This is a genomic window from Corynebacterium sp. LK2590 (genome assembly GCF_040946105.1).
In the GTDB taxonomy this organism is placed as follows: Bacteria; Actinomycetota; Actinomycetes; order Mycobacteriales; family Mycobacteriaceae; genus Corynebacterium.
In genome coordinates, this window is sequence record NZ_JAYWMH010000001.1 from 520,338 (window position 1) to 539,466 (window position 19,129).

Genomic DNA, 19,129 nt, shown 5'->3' on the forward strand with positions numbered 1-19,129 from the left:
CGCCGCCGTGGGTGAGTCTCATCGCCGCCTTCGCGCCTGTTCCACATTGTCCAGTCAGGCAGGTAGGCTAGGGAATTATGCCGTTTCTGCTGTTTGTTGCCTACCTGGTTTTAGAAACCCTGACGTTTTGGGCTGTGGTCTCGCTCATTGGCGTGGGCTGGGCGCTGGTCGCTTTGTTCGCCACGATGTTCTTCGGGATGTCGATCGCCGGTTGGGAGGCCCGCCGGATCATGAGCTCCAAGGTGGTGCGCCAAGAGGACGGCACCGCCGTTATGCAGGACGATACCCCGGGCAAGACCGCCGGCAACGTCGGCCTGACCATGGTCGGCGGCATCCTGCTCACCCTGCCGGGATTTTTCACCACGCTGGTGGGCCTGCTCTTCCTGTTCCCGCCGACCCGGGCGCTGCTGCGCGGCTTCATCGCCTTCCGCCTGCTGCGTTCGGTGGAGAACTTCGGCGTGCGCCTGTATGACCGCAGCCCGATGTCGCAGCAGCATGACAGCTACGGCAGCTTCGGCGGGCCCGCGGGCGGCGCCGGCGCGTCGCACGAGCCGACCGTGCTCGAGGAAGAAGAGATCCGCCGCTGGTCCGAAAACGCTAACCCGTCCGACTTTGGAGAGCCGGATTCGGGGAATACAGGCGGCGAGGACGGCTCGCAGCCGGGGGATAAGCGCTAGTGTGGCGACTGCTCGCCCGGTGGCTGCTGGCAGCCGGGTCGGGGGCGGTGGTCTATACCGGTTATGCCCCGCTGAATTGGTGGCCCATGGCCTGCGTGGGCATCGCGTTGTTCTATTTCAGCCTGTCCCCATGGCGCGGGGAGCGCGTCTCGCTGCGCTTGGGCGCGGGGCTGGGGTTCGTCCACGGTTTCGCCACCTACGCGCTGCTGCTGCCGTGGATCGGGGAGCTGGTAGGTAACACGCCCTACCTGGCCCTGGCGGCGGCGCTGAGCCTCTATGCCATCCTGACCGGGCTGTGTGGGGCAGCGGTAGCTCGCTGGCGCTTCGGATTCCTCGCCTTCCCCTTCGTGTACTTGGCGGTGGAATTCGTCCGCTCGTCCGTGCCCTTCGGCGGCTTTGCCTGGGTGCGCCTGGCGTGGGGGCAGGTCAACGGGCCGCTGGCGCAGTTGGTGCAGTGGGGCGGACCCGCGCTGGTGACGGTGGCGGCCAGCCTGATTGGCACGAGCCTCGTGGCGGTCTGGTCGCGGCGCCACGCCGTTCGTTTCACGGCCCTAGGCGTCATCGTGGCGGTTGTTGCCGCCAGCTTCGTTGCCGGCTGGACCCGCGGCATGGCCGGCCACGAGACCGGGCGGGTGACCGTGGCGGCCGTGCAGGGCAACGTTCCGCGGATGGGCCTGGATTTTAACGCCCAGCGCCGCGCGGTCCTCAACAACCACGTGCGGGTAACCAAGCAGCTGGCCGACGACGGCCACGAGCCGGACCTGGTCATCTGGCCGGAGAATTCCTCCGACGTCAACCCCTTCACGGACGAGGAAGCGCGTGCTGCCATCGAGGGCGCGGTCGAGGCCGTCGGCGTACCGATTATGGTCGGCACCTTGACCTACGACGAGGTTGGCGCCCGCAACACCATGCAGGTCTTCGAGCCCGGCGGGCACTCCGGCGACCGGCACTATAAGAAGTACCTGCAGCCATTCGGCGAGACCATGCCCATGCGGGATTTCTTCGCCAAGCTGTCCGACTACGTCGAGCTCGCCGGCGACTTCAAACCCGGCAACGGCAACGGCGTGGTGAGCATGGCCGGAGTCGCAGTCGGCGTGGCAACCTGTTACGAAGTCATCTTCGACCAGGCTTTCCGCACCGCGGTGCAGTCCGGCGCGCAGATTCTAACCACCCCGACCAACAACGCCACTTTCGGTTTTTCCGACATGACCTACCAGCAGCTAGCCATGAGCCGCATGCGGGCGCTGGAAACCGACCGCGCGGTGGTGGTCCCGGCGACCTCCGGTGTCTCCGCCATCGTTCACCCGGACGGGAAGGTCAGCCAGGAGTCGAATATCTTCGAGGCCAAATACCTGGTCGAGGACCTGCCACTGCGCAGCGGCGAGACGCTTGCGGTACGCTTTGGTTCGATCCTGGAACTGGCCATGGTTATTATTGGTGGAGTATTAGCGCTGGCTGCCCTGATCTCTGCCGGATCCCGGCGGTCGGCCGCCGCGAGCCCCACGGCCGCAAGGGCGAAGAAGAACACCCGCTCCACGCGGGCCAAGAAATAGAAGGAGTCTCCCACTCGTGACCGCTAACTCAGCGTCGACGCTGGTCATCATCCCCACCTTCAACGAGCTGGAAAACCTCCCGCTCATCACCGGCCGCGTGCGTTCCGCCACCCCGGACGTCCACGTCTTGGTTGTGGACGATAACTCCCCGGACGGCACTGGCGACCTGGCCGATGAGCTGGCCGCTAAGGATGAGAACCTTCATGTGCTGCACCGCGAGGGCAAGGGCGGCCTGCTGGGCGCCTACCTCGCCGGCTTCGAGTGGGGCCTAGAGCGCGACTACCAGGTCCTGTGCGAGATGGACGCGGACGGCTCCCACGCCCCGGAGCAGCTGCACCTGCTGCTGGAAGCTATCGATGACGGCGCCGACCTGGTGATCGGCTCCCGCTACATCCCGGGCGGCGAGACCGTCAACTGGCCGGCCTCCCGCGAGTACCTGTCCCGCCTGGGCAACATCTACATCTCGGTGGCCCTGGGCGCCGGTCTGTCGGACATGACCGCCGGCTACCGCGCCTTCCGCCGCGAACTGCTGGAGGCCCTCGACTTCGACGAGCTGTCGAACGCCGGCTACATCTTCCAGGTGGACGTCGCCTTCCGCGCCGTCAAGATGGGCTTCGACGTCCGCGAGGTGCCGATCACCTTCACCGAGCGCGAGTACGGCGAGTCCAAGCTCGACGGCTCCTTCGTCAAGGATTCTCTCTTCGAGGTCACCAAGTGGGGCGTGCAGCACCGCGCGGAGCAGGCCGGCGACGTCGCCCACGAGACCGGGCGCATCGCCCAGCAGACTCTCAAGGAGATCGGCGCCTACGACCTGCCGCACAAGGCGGGCAACAAGCTGCGTTGGCTCGGCGACTTCGGCGAGGAGCTGGGCAACCTGGCCAAGCACCAGTGGAAGGCCATGCGGCGCGGCTAGCGCGGGGCTTGCTATGGGCGCGGTAGTCTAGTCAAAAGTTATTTTCCACTCGGATCGTTCGGCACGTACCTGCCGATGGAGGAGACACCATGGCTACCGTGAGCTTTAAACACGCCAGTTTGACCTACCCGGGCGCACAAGCGCCGTCCGTGGACGACTTCGACTTGGAGATCGCCGGCGGCGAGTTCCTCGTCCTGGTCGGCCCATCGGGCTGCGGCAAATCGACCACGCTGCGCATGCTGGCGGGCCTCGAAGAGGTCACCTCGGGCAGCATCTTCATCGGTGACAAGGACGTCACCAGCCTTGACCCGCGCGAGCGCGATATCGCCATGGTCTTTCAGAACTACGCGCTCTATCCGCACATGAGCGTGCGCGACAACATGGGCTTTGCCTTGAAGCTGGCCGGGGAGTCGAAGGAAGAGATCAACCGCCGCGTCGACGAGGCCGCCCAGACCTTAGGCCTGGTCGATCTGCTGGACCGGAAGCCGAAGGCGCTGTCGGGCGGCCAGCGCCAGCGCGTGGCCATGGGCCGCGCCATCGTGCGCAACCCCCAGGTCTTCCTCATGGACGAGCCATTGTCGAACCTGGACGCCAAGCTGCGCGTGCAAACGCGCACTCAGATCGCGGCCCTACAGCGCCGCCTTGGCGTGACCACCGTCTACGTCACCCACGACCAGACGGAGGCGCTGACCATGGGCGACCGCATCGCCGTCCTCAACGGCGGCGTGCTCGAGCAGGTCGGCACCCCGCGTGAGCTCTACGAGGCCCCACAGACCACCTTCGTGGCCGGCTTCATCGGCTCTCCGGCCATGAACTTGGGCCGGTTCACCGTCGACGCCCAAGGCCGCGCGTCCTCCGGTGAGGCCTGGATCCAACTGCCTGACGATGCCGCCCAGGCCCTGGCCGATGCCGGAGAGAAGCAGGTCATCCTGGGCGTGCGTCCCGAGGCCCTGCAGTTGGTCGCACAGGGCGAAGAGGAGGCCTCCCGCAGCGCCTATATCCCGTTCGACCTGGAACTGGTCGAGGAACTCGGCGCGGATTCCTACCTCTACGGCCAGATCCCGGGCGGCAGTGAGCTCAGCTCGGGGGCCACGACAGAGGAGGCCGCCTCGCCCACGGGCAACGAGCTAGTCATGCGCGCCAAGCCGCGGACCGCGCCGGAAAAGGGCAGCCGGGTCGTGGCCACCGTGGACCACAACCAATTGCATTGCTTCAGCGTGACTACGGGTAAGCGCATCAATAGCGCGGCCACTGTGAAATAGACGCGCAAAGAAAAACCGCCGGCCCTGAACCCTTCTGGATCAGTGGCAGGCGGTTTTTCTATGGCTCGGGGAGTGCTCGCCCGGGCGAGGAGTTACTTCTTATCCTTCTTTTCCTGCTGCTCGCGCAGCAGGCGGGCAGCGGAACGACGGCGCTTGCGCAGCTGCTGGATGCGCTCTTCGAGGAGCTCGTCCAGCTCGTCCAGGGAGCGGCGTTCGCACAGCATGTCCCAGTGGGTGCGCGGCGGCTTAGCCGGCTTGGACTCCACGCCCTCGCCCTCGACCAAGGTGCCTACCTTGCCGTTCTTGCACATCCACTCCTCGGGGATTTCTGCGTCATCGGCAAAGGGGACCTCGTAAATGTCGCCATCTTCGGTGCGGTACTTCACCATCTGGCGGGGCGCAAGGTCGTGGTCGCGATCTGTTTCGTAGCTAACGGCGCCCATTCGGCTGCCACGGAGTACGCGATCTGCCATGCAACATCATCCTTTACTAAATTTACCTATGAAGGTGCGGGGAGATTACTATTCCCGCGTCCAGTCCTAACAGTATAACGAAGAACGCGGTGTGATTGTTCCCAGGTAGGGGTTAATGGGCTAAGGTGGATTACCGTGATGCGTACTTCGGCTCATTCCCGCACAAAGATCACTTGTCAGTGGTGCAATAAGGAAATGGACCAAAACGGCAGGGGGCGACCCCGGAAGTTTTGCAGCGCGGCCTGCAAGCAGCGCGCTTACGAGCAGCGCAACGCGGTCTCGGGGACTACAATCCCGGAGGACGCGATTATCATGTCGCCCAAGAGCGCGGCCGAACTTGCCGATGGCTTGTTCGAGCTGCGCTGCGGGGCGCAGGATATCCAGACCGCCGTCCAGGAGGGTGCCGAAGCCAGCGAAATCAGCCAGTTATGCGAAGAGATGGTGGCCTTGGCCCGCCACCTAGAGGAGTTAAGGTAAAACGCCATGTTAAAGAAGCTTTTCTACAACCGGACTCTGGTGATCAGCGTCTTCGTAATCCTCATTATCGGGCTGACCATCGTGGGCCTGGGCCCGCTGATCTACTCGATGATCGCTGGCCCCGGAGTGACCACCGAGCCGCTCGATGACTCCCGGGCGAAGGAGGCCAGCACCGACGTCAACGGCCAGTGGCGCGTTGGCGACGGAACGGCCCCGAATCTTACCTCCGTGGGCTTTAGCTTCAACGAGGTGCTACCGGCAGAACGCCGCCTGACTTCGGGCTCGACCACGGCCGTCGACGGCGAGATCGAGGTCACCGACCAGGAGGTGACCGAGGGCTCCATCAAGGTGCTCATGGAGGAGTTGACCACCGATAAGAAGGTGCGCGACCAGAACATGAAGTCCAAGCTCTTCGAGACCGATAAGTTCCCCGAGGCCTTCTTCAAGCTGACGGCGCCGGTAGACCTGTCTGGCGTGCCGGAGGACGGCACCAAGGGGAAGGTCACCATGGAAGGGGAGCTGACCATCAAGGACGCTACCCAGGAAATCAAGCAGGACTTCGACGTCCTCCGCGACGGCGAGCACCTGGTTATCGGCGGTACCATCCCAATCAACCGCCTTGACTACAACGTGAAAACCCCGGAGTTCCTGGCCGCCAAGGTGGCCGAGGAGGGCGACGTGAACATCCTTATCTCCTTCGAGAAGCAGGATTAGTTCCTTTCGCAAACTAAGTAATTTACGGACAAAGCTCCGCTCTTCGCCACTTAACCCAATACATCGACCACAGTCAGAGCCCGCCGCATAAGTTGCGGGCGCCACACGAGAACGAGAGGACCCACAATGTTGACCGAACGCATGATTCCGATGCTGTGGTTCCGCCTCGTGGTGGTCATCGGCTTCGCCATCTTCGTGGCCACGCAGAAGATGTGGCTCGTCATGGTCATCGCCATCGCGCTAGCTGGCCTGACCGGCTGGCAGCTCCAGCAGGCCTACCAGAACAAGAAGAAAAAGTAGCGCGCCCGCCATACCGGGGCCCGGGAGATCTGCCGGAGGCATGCCGAAGGCCTCCCGGATATCAAATAGGGATCCGGCGCCGACAGGGTGATCGGTCGTCCTCCCTGATATTCCCGCTATTAAAGTCACAGTGACGTTAATAGGGCGAACTTCCCCCTAGGGGTGAAGGGGTCTAGATCTGCGGATCTCCTGCGGAATAGGTCATGAGACCGAGGTTGTCCACGAGAGCTTAGGGGCTAAGAAGGCTGCCGCCCGGGCTCGGTAAGGCACGGAGATGTCCGCAGGACCCTGCGTCCCAATTTGGATGGCTTACGACTTAGCCGGGCCAACGAGCGCCACAGGAGCATTGGCGGCGTCGAGTGCCACGAAGAGGTTGTCGGCGTAGTGACACTGAGAGTCGCAACAAGCGACCGTCGTTGACGAGTCCGTAGAACCGAACCGGGCTAGCCTTGGTGAACGCCCGATATACGTTATTGTCCGATAATGTACATTATGTCATTTTAGATCCGGGGCCACTCCCCGCCATTTCTACAAACGGCGATATTGCGTGCCGGCGGCTTGCGGCACGCAGTCGCCCAAGTGGTTGGCCTACTGGTTGTTGTCGAGCGTGTAGTACTCGGACTGGTTCGGGTAATAGCTTTCCCATTCCAGGATGTCCGGGTCGTCGCCGGAGACTGCGGCCATGAGGCGGTCCAGCAGGAACTCCCACATCGGTCCGATGAACTCCGCGCGGTCCTCGAGGCCGGCCAGGCCGTGGCGCAGTTCGAGCTCGGAGCCATCCGGGGTGTCCGTCAGGCGCAGATCCATCCAGGCGTTCGGGCGGTTGGCGAAGCTGACCTCAAAGCGCAGGTATTCCGGCTTCACCTTCTCGGTGACCTCGATGTGGACATCCTTGGTGCGGCCGACGTGGTCGACCAAGTAGCACGGGTGGCCCTCGGGGCTGTCGGACTCCTTGGTCCACTCCCCGTGCCAACGACCCAGATCCTTGGTGTCCGTCAGGTAGCCCCAGATCACGGACGGGCCCTGGTGAAATTCCCGCTCAATCACTAGCTCCGGGCCGCCGTCGGCGTCCTCGATCTCCCCTGTCGGGTCGTAAAAATCCAGTTCTTGACTCATTTATCTTAGCCTAGCTGGCCATTAAGGCCGTCGCGCAACTAGCTGCGGACAGCCTACCCCGTTAAAGGGTAAACAATAGGTGGCCGTGAGCTAGCGCTGTCCGCCACGGCTGCGGTGCGTGGCGACGAACTGGACCGAGTCGAGCATCTCCGCCTTCAGGAGGGCTTCGCGGAGGGCGAATTGGAACATCCAGAGCCGGCGGTAGACGGGATCGAAGCCGGCCGCGGCCGCCTCCCGCAGGCGCCCGGAGAAGAACGAGCGCTGCTGCGTGATGGATTCGCGGTAATGCGAACCGGTGTGGGTCTCCCCGATGATCCGCAGATGTCCGTTCTTCTCAAAGGCCTTGTGCACGTCGGCGACCGTCGGGTACTCCAGGCCCGGCCAGATATAGGCGCGCAGGACCTGGCACGCTGAGCGGGCGGCCGGAGTCATGTGCTCGGTGGCGACCAAGGACTGGACGGCTGCCTTTCCCCCACTGATCAGCAGCCGTGCCAGGGTGCCGATATAGTCGGCGCGCTGCCGCGGGGTCAGCGCCTCGAAAAGCTCGACGCTGATAATCGAATCGTAGCGGCCGCGCCACTGGCGAGGACCGGGAATCGGGGCGTCGATAAGCTGGCAATGCACGGAGTCATCCGCGCCCTCGAGGAGGAAGAACTCCTCCAGCGGCCGCAGGCTGTCCGGATCGGCAGAGAGCAGATCCACGGTCGCCTTGCGCCCGGCCGCCTCCACTGCGGCTCGCGCGCCGGAGGAAGGAAAGACCAGGCAATGCGAGCCGGCGCGGACGCCGGTGGCATCGAGTAGCCAGTTCGCCGCCCGCGTCTGGGCCGACCTGAGATCCTCGCGGTCGACCGCCTGGGGCTCCGTCATGGTGGTCACGTCGACGAAATGGGCACCGGCCGGCAGGCCGCGGCGGTTGTGCTGCTCGGTATCGACGGGTTTGCCCTGCCGGTCGATCGTCTGCCGGGTGGTGGTCGGCACGCCGGTGGCGAAGATTCCGCCCTGGTGGCTCACGCTGTCGCCAGCGTAGAGAGCCAGCAACTCCTGGGGGATCTCCCCGCCTTCGTAGGCGGCCACGGGCGCGGTAGGTGTTTTCGGGGAATAACCGCACTGCACCAGCCGGGTAAGGACGTGGACCAACTTGTCCGAGTTGGGCGTGGTCCACTCCCCGGCCAGATAGGACTCGGCCAAGCCCAGCCAGCCAGAGCTCGCAATCCGCGCGAACAAGGAGTCGTATTCGACCTTCAGGTCTAGGTCTTCCGGATCCTCGGCATCGAGGACCAGCCCCGCGCGGTCGCAGGCGCGGGCAAAATCAGCCTCCGCGTGGCGGGCCCGCAGCCCCAGCAGGCGGCCGCTGGGCACGCGGGCTACGCCTGGCCATTGCTCGGCATCGATCGCCGCAGTATGCTCCAAGGCCATTTCCTTCAAAAGTCCAATCCTGACGCCGCCCGCACAGCACCTGCTACTGCAGGCAAAAACGCTGTGTAGGCGGCCTCGCGTTCAGTCCAATCGTTCCTAGATTAATGCCGAAACCACCCGCGGCCCGGGTGCCATGCCGAGACCCCTGGTTTATATCGGGGTGAAACTATCTGTTCCGGGGAGTAGCGTTTACAATGTTCAACGGTAGGTACTTAGTTCAAGCATTTAGGAAGGTAGTCATCTACATGTCAGCAACCCCTTACCGCCCCAATGGAGGACGTCACCACGTCGTCGTTATTGGCGCTGGCTTCGGCGGCATCAACGCCGTAAAGCAGCTTAAAGGCACGGAAGTCGATATCACCATCATCGACAAGAAGAACCACCACCTGTTCCAGCCGATGCTCTACCAGGTGGCTACCGGCATGATCTCCGCTTCCGAGATCGCCCCGTCCACCCGCCAGATGCTGCGCGGGCAGCAGAACGCGAACTTTGTCAACGCCACCGTCACCGACATCGACCTGGAAAACCAGACGGTGACCGCGGAAAACGATAACTTCCACCGCACCTATGGCTTCGACTCCCTGGTCGTGGCCGCTGGCTCCAGCCAGTCCTACTTCGGCAACGACCACTTCGCCGAGTTCGCCCCGGGCATGAAGACCATCGACGACGCTCTGGAGCTGCGCTCCCGCATCGTCTCCGCGTTCGAGCAGGCCGAGCTCACCGAGGATCCGGCTGAGCGCGAGCGCCTGCTGACCTTCATCATCGTCGGTGCTGGCCCGACCGGTGTGGAGCTGACCGGCCAGATTGCTGAGCTGGCTAACCGTACCTTCACCGACGCCTTCTCCACCTACGGCCCGTCCTCGGCCAAGATCTACCTGCTGGACGGCGCTCCCCAGGTGCTGCCGCCGTTCGGCAAGCGACTCGGCCGCAAGGCCCAGCGCACGCTGGAAAAGCTCGGCGTCGACGTCCGCCTGAACGCTATGGTCACCAACGTCGACCAGGACACCGTCACCTACAAGAACACCAAGGATGACTCCGAGACCACCCTGACCGGTGCCACCAAGATCTGGTCCGCCGGTGTGTCCGCTTCCCCGCTGGGCAAGATGGTCGCCGACCAGGCCGGCGTCGAGACCGACCGCGCTGGCCGCGTCTCCGTCAACGAGGACCTGACCGTGGGCGAGTACTCCAACGTCTACGTCATCGGTGACATGATCAACCTGAACAAGCTGCCGGGCCTGGCCCAGGTCGCTATGCAGGGCGGTACCCACGTCGGCCGCCTCATCGACGCCAAGGTCGACGAGGAGTCCACCGCCAACGAGAAGGAACCCTTCGACTACTTCGACAAGGGCTCCATGGCGATCATCTCCCGCTTCAACGCCGTGGTGAAGATGGGCAAGGTCGAGTTCACCGGCATCTTCGCCTGGTTGGGCTGGCTGGCGCTGCACGCGACCTACCTGGTCGGCATGCGCAACCGCTTCGTCACCTTCATCAACTGGATCTCCAACGCGTTTACCCGCGACCGCGGTAACCTCGCCATCACCGAGCAGATGCGCACCGCCCGCAACGCGCTGGCCAAGAAGACGAAGGATTCCGAGGCCTAAAGAGCCCCCGCGTGCGGTGCCGCCGAGCACCCGCACCTTAACCCCGCCGCAAGTGCGCGCTGGTTTCTCACCAGCGCGTACCGCGGCGGGGTTCTTTTTTGTCCCTAGCGGCTCGTAGCTGTGTTCTGAGGAGCCTGCACTGGCCTTGGTCGCGTTCCCCGTTGGGTGTGTTTTCTTCCAAACCAGAAAAATTCCGGGTCCGGCTCTGTTAGGGTGGACGGCACAACATTGGGGTGCCGGAAGGACTGATTCCGGCTGAGAACATACCCATGGAACCTGCTCTTAGTTAGAACTAGCGAAGGAAAGTGTTGTGAAGGAAGCAGTATGCGCTGCTCTCGCCGCTGTGCGCGAGCGCAATCCCCTGGTCCAGTGCTTGACCAATACCGTCGTCACGAATGTCACCGCTAATGCGCTGCTGGCGATCGGCGCCAGCCCCGCCATGTGCGATACCCCGGAGGAATCCCGCGAGTTCGCGCGCCTGGCCAACGGCATCCTCATCAATATCGGCACCCCGTCCGCGGCCCAGTACGAGGGCATGCGCGAGGCGATCGCCGGTGCCAACGAGGCCGGAAACCCGTGGGTGCTCGACCCGGTTGCCGCCGGCGGCCTGTCCACCCGTACGGAATTCGCCCGCTCAGTAGTAGGCGCGAAGCCCGCGGCCATTCGTGGCAACGCCTCCGAGATCATTGCGCTGGCACAGCTGGGCGAGGGCGGCCGCGGCGTCGATGCCACCGACACGGCGACCGCCGCCCTGCCCGCCGCCCAGGCGCTGGCACAGCGCACCGGCGGCGTGGTGGCTATCTCCGGCGAGAAGGACGTCCTCGTCACCCAGGAAGAGGCCTGGGAGCTCGCCGGCGGCGTGCCGCTACTCCAGCGGGTCATCGGCACCGGCTGCAGCCTGGGCGCTATCACCGCCGCCTACTTGGGCACCGGTCAGCCGCCGCTCGCCGCGGTCATCGCCGCGCACGCCCACGTGTCCGTGGCCGGCTCCCTGGCCTACCAACAGGCCCAGTCGCCCGGCAGCTTCGCCGTCGCCTGGATGGACGCCCTCTACGACTTAGGCCCCGAGGATCTCATCACCTACAGCGCCCTCCAGCCCGTGGAACTGGCATGAGCCCGATCGACTGGAGCCTCTACCTCGTCACCGACCCGGGGCTAGCCGGCGGCCGGGACAACGTCGCCGACATCGCCGTGGCCGCCTGCCGCGGCGGTGCTACCGTGGTGCAGCTGCGGGACAAGGAAGCCAGCGACGCCGAGCTGCTCCCCTACGCCCGCCGCCTGCAGGAAGAGCTGGGCCAGATCCCGCTGTTTATCAACGACCGCGTGGAGCTGGCCGCCGAGCTCGGCTGCCACCTGCACGTCGGCCAAGACGATCTCAGTGTCGCCGAAGCCCGCTCGCTGCTGGCCGACGATGCACTGGTGGGGCTGTCCGTCGGCTCCGAGGAGGAGCTCGACGCCGCACTCAGCGCCACGGGAGCGGCCCGCCCGGACGTTCTCGGCATCGGGCCCGTCTTTAGCACCGCCACCAAGGCGAACGCGCCCGCCGGCATCGGGGTCGAGGCTGCCGCAACCCTGGCAGGCCGCGCCAAGGAGGCTGGGATGCCCGCCGTAGCCATCGGCGGGCTGAAGGCCCACAACGTCGCGGAGCTGAAAGGCAGCGCCTTCGCCGGAGTCTGCGTGGTCTCCGCCATCATGGCCGCCGAGGACCCGGCCTCCGCCGCGAGCGAACTCGTCGCCGCCTTTCGCCGTTAGTCAATCCGCCCTCTGCCGCACTGCGCACGGCTTTTGCACGCCCAGCGTTCAATGCTGCGCTCAATTTATTGCTCGATAGGAGTACAACCATGACTCACGTCTACCCACTTGGCACTCGGCCTAGCCAGCCGCTGCCCGTTGCCCGCGTCCTGTCTATCGCCGGGACCGACCCGACCGGCGGGGCGGGCCTGCACGCCGATTTGAAGGCGATTAGCGCCGCGGGCGGCTACGGCATGGCCGTGACCACCGCGATCGTCTCGCAGAATACCCAGGGTGTGGACTCCATCTTCACCCCGCCGGCGCAGGTGCTGCGCGACCAGCTGGCCTCCGTGGCCGCCGACGTGGACATCGACGCGGTAAAGATCGGCATGCTGGGCACCCCGGAGACTATCGACATCGTCCGCGAATTCATCGCCACGCTGGGTAGCACGCCGGTCGTCCTGGATCCCGTCATGGTGGCTACCTCCGGGGATCGCCTGTTGGAAAAGAAAGCCGAAGCCGCGATTCTCGATCTGGCGGGCCGGGTCGATTGCGTCACGCCCAACCTCAAGGAGCTGGCGGTCCTGTGCGGGCTAAGCCCCGAGGAGGAAGCCACCGACGTGGACCAGGCGGTGGCCATGGCCCAGGGCTGGGCGCAGCGCACCGGGACCACGGTCATCGTCAAGGGCGGGCACCTGCGCGACAACCGTGCGGATAACGCCGTGGTCGATGGCACCGGCCTTATCCACCGCGTGTCCTGCCCGCGGGTGGCGACCAAGAACACGCACGGGACCGGCTGCTCCTTGTCCTCGGCGCTGGCCACTCGGCTGGGCCAAGGCGAGGGGCTCGCCGCGGGTCTGGAGTGGTCCACCCGCTGGCTGCACGAGGCGATCGCCAACGCCGACGCCTTGGCGGTGGGCCGCGGCCACGGGCCGGTCGACCACGGGCACAGGCAGCGCCGCCTGGCCCGGGCGGCGAGCGCCGAGCCGGTGCCGGCCGTGGACCTTGCCGCCGCCTATGCCGCGGCGGATTCCCAGCCCGCCCCGCAGCCGGTCATCCCGGCGGCCGGACCGCACACGGCGGCGCTTTGGGCCGGAACCCTGGGGTTGTGGAAGGATTTAGTTGATCTGCCGTTTATCAGCCGCCTGGGCGACGGCACATTGGACGCTGACGATTTCAGCGTCTACGTGGCCCAGGACGCGATCTATCTGCGCCACTACTCTACTGCCCTGGGGCGGCTCGGCGCGCTCGCCCGGGACCCGCAGGACCGCCAGTTCTGGGCCGCCGGGGCGGCGGAGGTCCTGGTTGCCGAATCCGAGCTACACCGTGACTGGCTGGGCGGGGAAACCACCGACCGCCCCTCCCCGGTCACCAGCGCCTACACGGATTTCCTGGTGGCCACGACCTATACCGAGGATTACGCGGTCGCCGCCGCGGCCGTGCTGCCGTGCTACTGGCTCTACGCCGAGGTCGGGCGGCACCTGCTGACCCAGGATCGCGCGGATCACCCCTTCCACGCGTGGCTGCAGATGTACTCGGGCCCCGACTTCGTGGAAGGCACCCAGCGTGCCCTGCAGATGGTCGAGGACGCCCTGGAGGAGGCCACCGAGGGCCAGCGCCAGCGCGCCTTCGACGCCTTCTACCGTGCCAGCCTGGCCGAGCTGGCCTTCTTCGACCAAGCCGACCGGCGCTTCTAACCGGGGGCGGTAGAACCGCTACTGGATGAGGTCGGCGCCCGGTCGGGTCAAGACGGCGACCAGGAAGGCCGAGTTCGGGCCGAAGGGCTTGAGGTCCCAGGAGCTGAACTGGTTGTCCACGCGGAAACCGACCTGCTCGGCCTGGGCGATGAAATCGGCGAATTCCCAACCGCGGCCGGCGCCGAAGCCGGTCACCAGGCGGCCGCCGGGGCGCAGCGCCTCGAAGATGTGGCGCAGTGCCGGCTCCCGGCCCTCCGGCGCCAGAAAGCCCATGACGTTGCCCGCGGAGACGGCCAGATCGAAGCCGGACTCAGGGATCTCCTCGGCGGAGAGGTCCCCTACCACCCAGCGGCCCTCCGGGAAGTCGTGCTCCGCGTGCTCGATGAGCACGGGGTCGACGTCGACGCCCAGGACGTCGTGGCCGCGGCGGACCAGCTCGCCGCCGACGCGGCCGGTGCCGCAACCAGCGTCGAGAATCTTGGATTCGCGCTCAGCCATGGCATCAATGAGGCGTGCTTCGCCGTTGATGTCTTTGCCCTGGGCCTGCATCAGCTTCCAACGCCGCGCGTAGTTGTGGGAATGAGCGGGGTTGGCTGTCGTCAGTTCTTTCCACGTAGGCATAGGTTTCATTATAGGGCGGGGTTTCGCGCTACACTTTATTCGCCGCACAGAGCGGCTACTACTGCCCGACCACGAGGAGGAGGCCGCCATGGCAAATGTGCCCAACCCGCTTCGGCCCCGCAAGAAAAAGCTGTCGCAACCCGAGGTCACCCAGTTCAAGGTCCCCGTCGAAGAGGCAATCGAGCATTGCCGCGTCTTCGTCGATGGCGAGGCCCTGCCGGGTGAGTACACCCCGCGCTCAGCGCAAGAAGCCCTCCGCGAATACGGGCGTGGCTTCATCTGGGTCGGCATGCACGAGCCGTACGAAAGCCAGATGACCCAGGTAGCCAGCAAGTTCAATATCCACGAGTTGATCGTGGAGGACACGGTCCAGGCCCACCAGCGCCCCAAGCTGGAGCGTTACGACGATCAGCTCTTCGTGGTGGCCCGCTCGGTCAATTACCGCGACCACGACGAGGTCAAGGACAAGCGCCAGATCATTACCACCGGCGAGATCCAGATGATCGTCGCCTACGAATTCCTCATCACCGTCCGCCACGGTGCGAAGCTGCCCAACCTGGCCCACTGCATCAACGACGAGCAGGACCTGGTCGAGCTCGGCCCCATCGCGCTGGCCTGGAAGGTCCTGGACATGATGGTCGACCGCTACAAGGAGATCACTACCCTGCTCGAGACCGAGGTCGATGAGGTCGAGGAGGAGGTCTTCACCCCGGGCGCGCAGTTCAACATCGACCGCATCTACATGTTCAAGCGCGAGATCCTGGAGATGAAGCACGCCGTCGCGCCGCTGTCGACGGCCCTGCAGGCCATGGTCAACGACCACAAGGACCTGATCCCCAAAAAGATCCGTTCCTACCTGCGCGACGTCAACGACCACGAGCTGGTGGTCCGCGACGAGGTCGCCTCCTTCGATGAGCGGCTGACCTCGCTAATCGATGCCTCGGTGGCGAAGGTGTCCATGCAGCAAAACTCCGACATGCGCACCATCTCCGCCGTGGTCGGCATGGCCGCCGCGCCCACGATGGTCGCCGGTATCTACGGTATGAACTTCGACCACATGCCGGAGCTGCACACCGAGTACGGCTACCCCATCGCTCTGCTGGTCATGATCGGGATTGTGGCGCTGATGTTCTGGTGGTTCCGCCGCAACAACTGGCTCTAGGGCGCTAGCCTCCCAGGGGCATCGTCCGCAGCTGGGAGCGGGCCATCAGCCGGCCCTGCTCGTCGCAGATGTCCACGCCCCACAGCTGAGTGCGCCGGCCCAGGTGCAGCGGCGTGGCCGTGGCGGTCAGCGTGCCGGAGCTGGCCGGGCGCAGGAAGTCGGTGTTGTTGTTGACGCCGACGACGGGCCGGCGCGCGGCGACCACGCCGGCCACCGAGGCGACCGATTCCGTCAAGCACGCGTACACGCCCCCGTTGGCCACGCCCCACGGCTGGTGGTGACGGGCATCGACTGCCATGGTGGCGCGCACCTCGCCGTTGCGAATGACCGTGTAGGTGATCCCCAGGGTGGCGTCGAGGCCGGTCAGCTGCCGGTTGATCGTGGCCAGCTGGGCGGTATCCAGGGCAGTTTCGTGGGCCCCGTACAGCAGCTGTTCTAGCTCGTGAGTCGGGTTTAAGGGTTGTCCGCTAGCACTCATGCTTTCCCAATCTAGTCTTTCGGCTGTGCCGATGGTCTATGCGGTAATCTAGGCGGCATGACTGAATCTAAGGATCTCGCCCAGATTGGTGTCGTTGGCCTCGCCGTGATGGGGTCTAACCTCGCCCGCAACTTCGCCCACAATGGCAACACCGTGGCCGTGTTCAACCGCAGCCCGGAAAAGACTCGCGCCTTCATGGACGAGCACGCGGGTGAAGGCAGCTTCATCGCCTCCGAGACCATTGAAGACTTCGTGGCCTCCTTGGAGCGCCCCCGCAAGGCCATAATCATGGTCAAGGCCGGCGCCGCCACCGACGCGGTCATCGACCAGCTGGCCAGCGCCATGGATGACGGCGACATCATCATCGATGGCGGCAACGCCCACTACACCGACACCATCCGCCGTGAGCAGGAAGTCGCCGCCCGCGGCCGCCACTTCGTCGGCGCCGGCATCTCCGGCGGCGAGGAGGGCGCCCTGAACGGCCCCTCCATCATGCCGGGTGGGCCGGCCGAGTCCTGGGAGACCCTGGGCCCGATCCTGGAGTCCATCGCCGCCGAGGTCGACGGCACCCCGTGCGTGACCCACATCGGCCCCGATGGTGCCGGCCACTTCGTCAAGATGGTCCACAACGGCATCGAATACGCCGACATGCAGGTCATCGGCGAGGCCTACCAGCTGCTGCGCTACGGCGCCGGGCTGAGCCCGCACGAAATCGCCGAGACCTTCCGCGAGTGGAACTCCGGCGACCTGGATTCCTACCTGATTGAGATCACCGCCGAGGTCCTGGCCCAGGACGATCCGGCAACCGGTAAGCCCCTGGTCGACGTCATCGTGGATGCTGCCGGCCAGAAGGGCACCGGCCGCTGGACCGCCATCAACGGTCTGGAGCTGGGCGTGCCGATCACCGGCATCGCCGAGGCCGTCTTCGCTCGCGCACTGTCCTCGTCCACCGCGCAGCGCGCCGCCGCCCAGGACGCGGGGCTGCCGGCCGGTACCGAGGCCACCTTCGAGTCGCTGGACCTTGACCGCGCCGAGTTCATCGAGGACGTCCGCCGCGCGCTCTATGCCTCGAAGCTCATCGCCTATTCCCAAGGCTTCGACGAGATCAAGGCCGGCTCCGCCGAGCACAACTGGGACGTCGACCCGCGGGACCTGGCCACCATCTGGCGTGGCGGCTGCATCATTCGCGCGAAGTTCCTGGACCGCATCCGCGAGGCCTACGACGCCGACCCGCAGCTGCCGGCGCTCATCCTGGCGCCGTACTTCCAGGACGAGCTGGGCAAGCTCATCTCCGCTTGGCGCCGAGTGGTCGTCGCCGCGACCCAGCTGGGCCTGCCGGTACCGGTCTTCGCCTCCTCGCTGTCCTACTACGACTCCCTGCGCGCCGAGCGCCTACCAGCCGCCCTGATTCAGGGCCAGCGCGACTACTTCGGCGCCCACACCTTCCAGCGCACCGACAAGCCGGGCACCTACCACCTCGAGTGGTCCGGTGACCGCAGCCTGAGCCAGTGGGACTAGTCGTCTTTTAGTCATGCGGTGCTAGACTAAAGCACCTTATGACTACTTTCGCCGATCTCGGCTTACCTCGCGCCCTCGTCGACACCCTGGCCCAGCAGGGGATGGACAGCCCCTTCCCTATCCAGTCGGCCACCATCCCCGACGTACTAGCGGGCAAGGACCTGCTAGGGCGCGCCCCGACCGGCTCCGGCAAGACCCTGGGCTTCGGGCTGCCGATGCTGGCCCGCCTGGGCGGCAAGGGCGTCTCGCGCCCGGGCAAGCCCCGCGGGCTCATCCTAGCGCCGACCCGGGAGCTGGCCACCCAGATCCAGGAGCGCCTCGACGGCCTGGCGGCCAGCCTCAACCTCCGCACCCTCGCCGTGGTCGGCGGCGTCAACATCAACAACCACATCCGGCAGCTAGCCCGCCCCGTCGACGTCTTGGTCGCCACCCCGGGTCGCGCCCAAGACCTCATCAACCAGGGCTACCTGGATCTGTCCCAGGTGGAGATCACCACGCTGGACGAGGCCGATCAGATGGCCGACATGGGCTTTTTGCCGCAGGTGAAAAAGCTCCTAGCCCTGACCCCGGCGGACGGGCAGCGCCTCCTGTTTTCGGCCACCCTGGACGCCGCCGTCGAAGAAGTCGTCAACACCTTCCTAGATTCGCCGGTTGAGCACTCCACCGCGCCGGTGGAAGCCGCCGTCGACACCATGGAGCACTACGCCTTTTACGTGGGCGATCGGCCCCAGCGCAACGACGTGGTCCTGACCATCGCCGCCCGCGCCGGCAAGACCATCATGTTCATGCGCACCAAGCACGGCGTGGACCGCCAGACCAAGAAGCTGCGCCGCAACGGGATCAACGCCCAGCCGCTGCACGGTGACAAGGGCCAGGGCGCGCGCACCCGCGCCATCGAGGGCTTCCGCGACGGCAGCGTGCCGGTGCTGGTGGCCACCGACATCGCCGCCCGGGGCATCGACATCAGCGGCGTATCCTTGGTAGTCCACGTCGATCCGCCCGCCGAGCACAAGGCCTATCTCCACCGGGCCGGGCGCACCGCTCGCGGCGGCGAGTCCGGTACCGTGGTCACCCTGGGCATGGAGCAGCAGCGCGACGAAATCACCCAGCTGCTCCGCAAGGCCGGGGTGGACGCCACGGTCATCGATCTCTCCGACTCCGCGGATCCCGCCCACGACCCGCGCCTGGTAGAGGTCACCGGGGCCACCAACCCGCCTGGGACTCCCCTGCCCCCGCCGGGTCAGCAGCCGCAGGCAGGCTCGGGCAAGGCCCGCAAGAGCTCCGCTGAGCGCCAGCCCGGCACCAAGAAGCCGCGCCCGCGCCGCGGCAGCGGCAGCCGGGGCCGGAAGACGGCCGCCGGCTCCACCCGGACGAACAAGCGCACCGGCGCCGATAGGAAGAACCCGAGGAGGAAGTAGAC

Annotated in this window: 19 protein-coding genes and 1 riboswitch; of the genes, 14 read left to right on the forward strand and 5 right to left on the reverse strand. The window is 65.7% G+C overall.

From position 1 onward, the window contains the following. The first annotated feature begins 77 nt into the window (after window positions 1-77). The 4 genes from VVR85_RS02420 to VVR85_RS02435 all read left to right on the forward strand — a co-directional run bounded on the left by VVR85_RS02420 (window position 78) and on the right by VVR85_RS02435 (window position 4,405). Window positions 78-677, forward strand: a complete 600-nt coding sequence (locus VVR85_RS02420) for an FxsA family protein (protein WP_368519357.1) — start codon at window positions 78-80, stop codon at window positions 675-677. After that, window positions 677-2,230: an apolipoprotein N-acyltransferase gene (lnt, locus tag VVR85_RS02425; RefSeq protein ID WP_368519358.1), complete on the forward strand. Its 1,554-nt coding sequence runs from the start codon at window positions 677-679 to the stop codon at window positions 2,228-2,230. The genes VVR85_RS02420 and lnt overlap by 1 nt, the downstream gene beginning before the upstream one ends. Before the next feature lie 16 nt (window positions 2,231-2,246). After that, a complete protein-coding gene (locus VVR85_RS02430) occupies window positions 2,247-3,143 on the forward strand; it encodes a polyprenol monophosphomannose synthase (protein ID WP_368519359.1) in 897 nt (298 codons plus the stop codon). A gap of 89 nt (window positions 3,144-3,232) precedes the next feature. Beyond that, entirely contained in the window at window positions 3,233-4,405 is a 1,173-nt protein-coding gene (locus tag VVR85_RS02435; protein WP_368519360.1) for an ABC transporter ATP-binding protein, read from the forward strand. A gap of 92 nt (window positions 4,406-4,497) precedes the next feature. Here the strand turns inward: VVR85_RS02435 and VVR85_RS02440 are convergent, their stop codons facing one another. Next, a complete protein-coding gene (locus VVR85_RS02440; RefSeq protein WP_296203648.1) occupies window positions 4,498-4,878 on the reverse strand; it encodes an RNA polymerase-binding protein RbpA in 381 nt (126 codons plus the stop codon). Between the two features lie 312 nt (window positions 4,879-5,190). Here VVR85_RS02440 and VVR85_RS02445 point away from each other — a divergent pair, with 312 nt between their 5' ends. The 3 genes from VVR85_RS02445 to VVR85_RS02455 all read left to right on the forward strand — a co-directional run bounded on the left by VVR85_RS02445 (window position 5,191) and on the right by VVR85_RS02455 (window position 6,369). Further along, window positions 5,191-5,355 (forward strand): hypothetical protein, encoded by a 165-nt coding sequence (locus VVR85_RS02445; RefSeq protein ID WP_368519361.1) that lies wholly within the window; start codon window positions 5,191-5,193, stop codon window positions 5,353-5,355. Window positions 5,356-5,361: 6 nt separating this feature from the next. Next, window positions 5,362-6,069: a YceI family protein gene (locus VVR85_RS02450; RefSeq protein WP_368519362.1), complete on the forward strand. Its 708-nt coding sequence runs from the start codon at window positions 5,362-5,364 to the stop codon at window positions 6,067-6,069. 126 nt (window positions 6,070-6,195) lie between these two features. Then, the gene (locus tag VVR85_RS02455) at window positions 6,196-6,369 is read left to right on the forward strand and encodes a hypothetical protein (RefSeq protein WP_368519363.1); all 174 of its coding nucleotides are present in this window, start codon (window positions 6,196-6,198) and stop codon (window positions 6,367-6,369) included. A 588-nt stretch (window positions 6,370-6,957) separates the two neighbouring features. Here VVR85_RS02455 and VVR85_RS02460 read toward each other — a convergent pair. Beyond that, on the reverse strand, window positions 6,958-7,485 hold the full coding sequence (locus VVR85_RS02460) for an SRPBCC domain-containing protein (RefSeq protein WP_368519364.1): 528 nt from the start codon (window positions 7,483-7,485) through the stop codon (window positions 6,958-6,960). Window positions 7,486-7,575: 90 nt separating this feature from the next. After that, complete coding sequence (locus VVR85_RS02465) at window positions 7,576-8,901, reverse strand: class I SAM-dependent methyltransferase (protein WP_368519365.1); 1,326 nt, start codon at window positions 8,899-8,901, stop codon at window positions 7,576-7,578. A gap of 245 nt (window positions 8,902-9,146) precedes the next feature. Here VVR85_RS02465 and VVR85_RS02470 point away from each other — a divergent pair, with 245 nt between their 5' ends. The 4 genes from VVR85_RS02470 (at window position 9,147) to VVR85_RS02485 (ending at window position 13,930) form a co-directional block, all read left to right on the forward strand. Next, window positions 9,147-10,502 carry an NAD(P)/FAD-dependent oxidoreductase gene (locus VVR85_RS02470; protein ID WP_368519366.1) on the forward strand — a complete coding sequence of 452 codons (1,356 nt, stop codon included), beginning with the start codon at window positions 9,147-9,149 and terminating at the stop codon, window positions 10,500-10,502. A 219-nt stretch (window positions 10,503-10,721) separates the two neighbouring features. Beyond that, window positions 10,722-10,824, forward strand: a riboswitch (TPP riboswitch). Next, a complete protein-coding gene (gene thiM / locus VVR85_RS02475) occupies window positions 10,813-11,616 on the forward strand; it encodes a hydroxyethylthiazole kinase (RefSeq protein ID WP_368519367.1) in 804 nt (267 codons plus the stop codon). Its footprint overlaps the riboswitch before it by 12 nt. Further along, a complete protein-coding gene (gene thiE / locus VVR85_RS02480; RefSeq protein WP_368519368.1) occupies window positions 11,613-12,254 on the forward strand; it encodes a thiamine phosphate synthase in 642 nt (213 codons plus the stop codon). Before thiM ends, thiE begins: the two co-directional genes overlap by 4 nt. 89 nt (window positions 12,255-12,343) lie before the next feature. Beyond that, on the forward strand, window positions 12,344-13,930 hold the full coding sequence (locus VVR85_RS02485) for a bifunctional hydroxymethylpyrimidine kinase/phosphomethylpyrimidine kinase (RefSeq protein ID WP_368519369.1): 1,587 nt from the start codon (window positions 12,344-12,346) through the stop codon (window positions 13,928-13,930). An 18-nt stretch (window positions 13,931-13,948) separates the two neighbouring features. Here the strand turns inward: VVR85_RS02485 and VVR85_RS02490 are convergent, their stop codons facing one another. Next, on the reverse strand, window positions 13,949-14,551 hold the full coding sequence (locus VVR85_RS02490) for a class I SAM-dependent methyltransferase (RefSeq protein ID WP_368519370.1): 603 nt from the start codon (window positions 14,549-14,551) through the stop codon (window positions 13,949-13,951). Window positions 14,552-14,639: 88 nt separating this feature from the next. Here VVR85_RS02490 and VVR85_RS02495 point away from each other — a divergent pair, with 88 nt between their 5' ends. Then, a complete protein-coding gene (locus tag VVR85_RS02495) occupies window positions 14,640-15,713 on the forward strand; it encodes a magnesium and cobalt transport protein CorA (RefSeq protein WP_368519371.1) in 1,074 nt (357 codons plus the stop codon). 4 nt (window positions 15,714-15,717) lie between these two features. Here VVR85_RS02495 and VVR85_RS02500 read toward each other — a convergent pair whose 3' ends face one another. Next, the gene (locus tag VVR85_RS02500; RefSeq protein ID WP_368519372.1) at window positions 15,718-16,191 is read right to left on the reverse strand and encodes a PaaI family thioesterase; all 474 of its coding nucleotides are present in this window, start codon (window positions 16,189-16,191) and stop codon (window positions 15,718-15,720) included. 57 nt (window positions 16,192-16,248) lie between these two features. Between VVR85_RS02500 and gndA the strand changes: the two genes are divergently transcribed. Together gndA and VVR85_RS02510 are read left to right on the forward strand one after the other, a co-directional pair. Beyond that, entirely contained in the window at window positions 16,249-17,709 is a 1,461-nt protein-coding gene (gene gndA / locus VVR85_RS02505; protein ID WP_368519373.1) for an NADP-dependent phosphogluconate dehydrogenase, read from the forward strand. Window positions 17,710-17,747: 38 nt separating this feature from the next. After that, window positions 17,748-19,127: a DEAD/DEAH box helicase gene (locus VVR85_RS02510; RefSeq protein ID WP_368519374.1), complete on the forward strand. Its 1,380-nt coding sequence runs from the start codon at window positions 17,748-17,750 to the stop codon at window positions 19,125-19,127. The last annotated feature ends 2 nt before the right edge of the window (window positions 19,128-19,129 follow it).

Excerpts from the sequence above, each read along its gene's own strand:
- VVR85_RS02435 (WP_368519360.1), top strand. The coding sequence starts at position 3,233 with ATGGCTACCGTGAGCTTTAAACACGCCAGTTTGACCTACCCGGGCGCA.
- VVR85_RS02420 (WP_368519357.1), top strand. The coding sequence starts at position 78 with ATGCCGTTTCTGCTGTTTGTTGCCTACCTGGTTTTAGAAACCCTGACG.
- VVR85_RS02440 (WP_296203648.1), bottom strand. The coding sequence starts at position 4,878 with ATGGCAGATCGCGTACTCCGTGGCAGCCGAATGGGCGCCGTTAGCTAC.
- VVR85_RS02500 (WP_368519372.1), bottom strand. The coding sequence starts at position 16,191 with ATGAGTGCTAGCGGACAACCCTTAAACCCGACTCACGAGCTAGAACAG.
- VVR85_RS02490 (WP_368519370.1), bottom strand. The coding sequence starts at position 14,551 with ATGCCTACGTGGAAAGAACTGACGACAGCCAACCCCGCTCATTCCCAC.
- VVR85_RS02445 (WP_368519361.1), top strand. The coding sequence starts at position 5,191 with ATGTCGCCCAAGAGCGCGGCCGAACTTGCCGATGGCTTGTTCGAGCTG.
- VVR85_RS02465 (WP_368519365.1), bottom strand. The coding sequence starts at position 8,901 with ATGGCCTTGGAGCATACTGCGGCGATCGATGCCGAGCAATGGCCAGGC.
- VVR85_RS02485 (WP_368519369.1), top strand. The coding sequence starts at position 12,344 with ATGACTCACGTCTACCCACTTGGCACTCGGCCTAGCCAGCCGCTGCCC.
- VVR85_RS02460 (WP_368519364.1), bottom strand. The coding sequence starts at position 7,485 with ATGAGTCAAGAACTGGATTTTTACGACCCGACAGGGGAGATCGAGGAC.
- VVR85_RS02510 (WP_368519374.1), top strand. The coding sequence starts at position 17,748 with ATGACTACTTTCGCCGATCTCGGCTTACCTCGCGCCCTCGTCGACACC.
- VVR85_RS02495 (WP_368519371.1), top strand. The coding sequence starts at position 14,640 with ATGGCAAATGTGCCCAACCCGCTTCGGCCCCGCAAGAAAAAGCTGTCG.
- VVR85_RS02455 (WP_368519363.1), top strand. The coding sequence starts at position 6,196 with ATGTTGACCGAACGCATGATTCCGATGCTGTGGTTCCGCCTCGTGGTG.
- VVR85_RS02450 (WP_368519362.1), top strand. The coding sequence starts at position 5,362 with ATGTTAAAGAAGCTTTTCTACAACCGGACTCTGGTGATCAGCGTCTTC.
- VVR85_RS02470 (WP_368519366.1), top strand. The coding sequence starts at position 9,147 with ATGTCAGCAACCCCTTACCGCCCCAATGGAGGACGTCACCACGTCGTC.
- gndA (WP_368519373.1), top strand. The coding sequence starts at position 16,249 with ATGACTGAATCTAAGGATCTCGCCCAGATTGGTGTCGTTGGCCTCGCC.
- thiE (WP_368519368.1), top strand. The coding sequence starts at position 11,613 with ATGAGCCCGATCGACTGGAGCCTCTACCTCGTCACCGACCCGGGGCTA.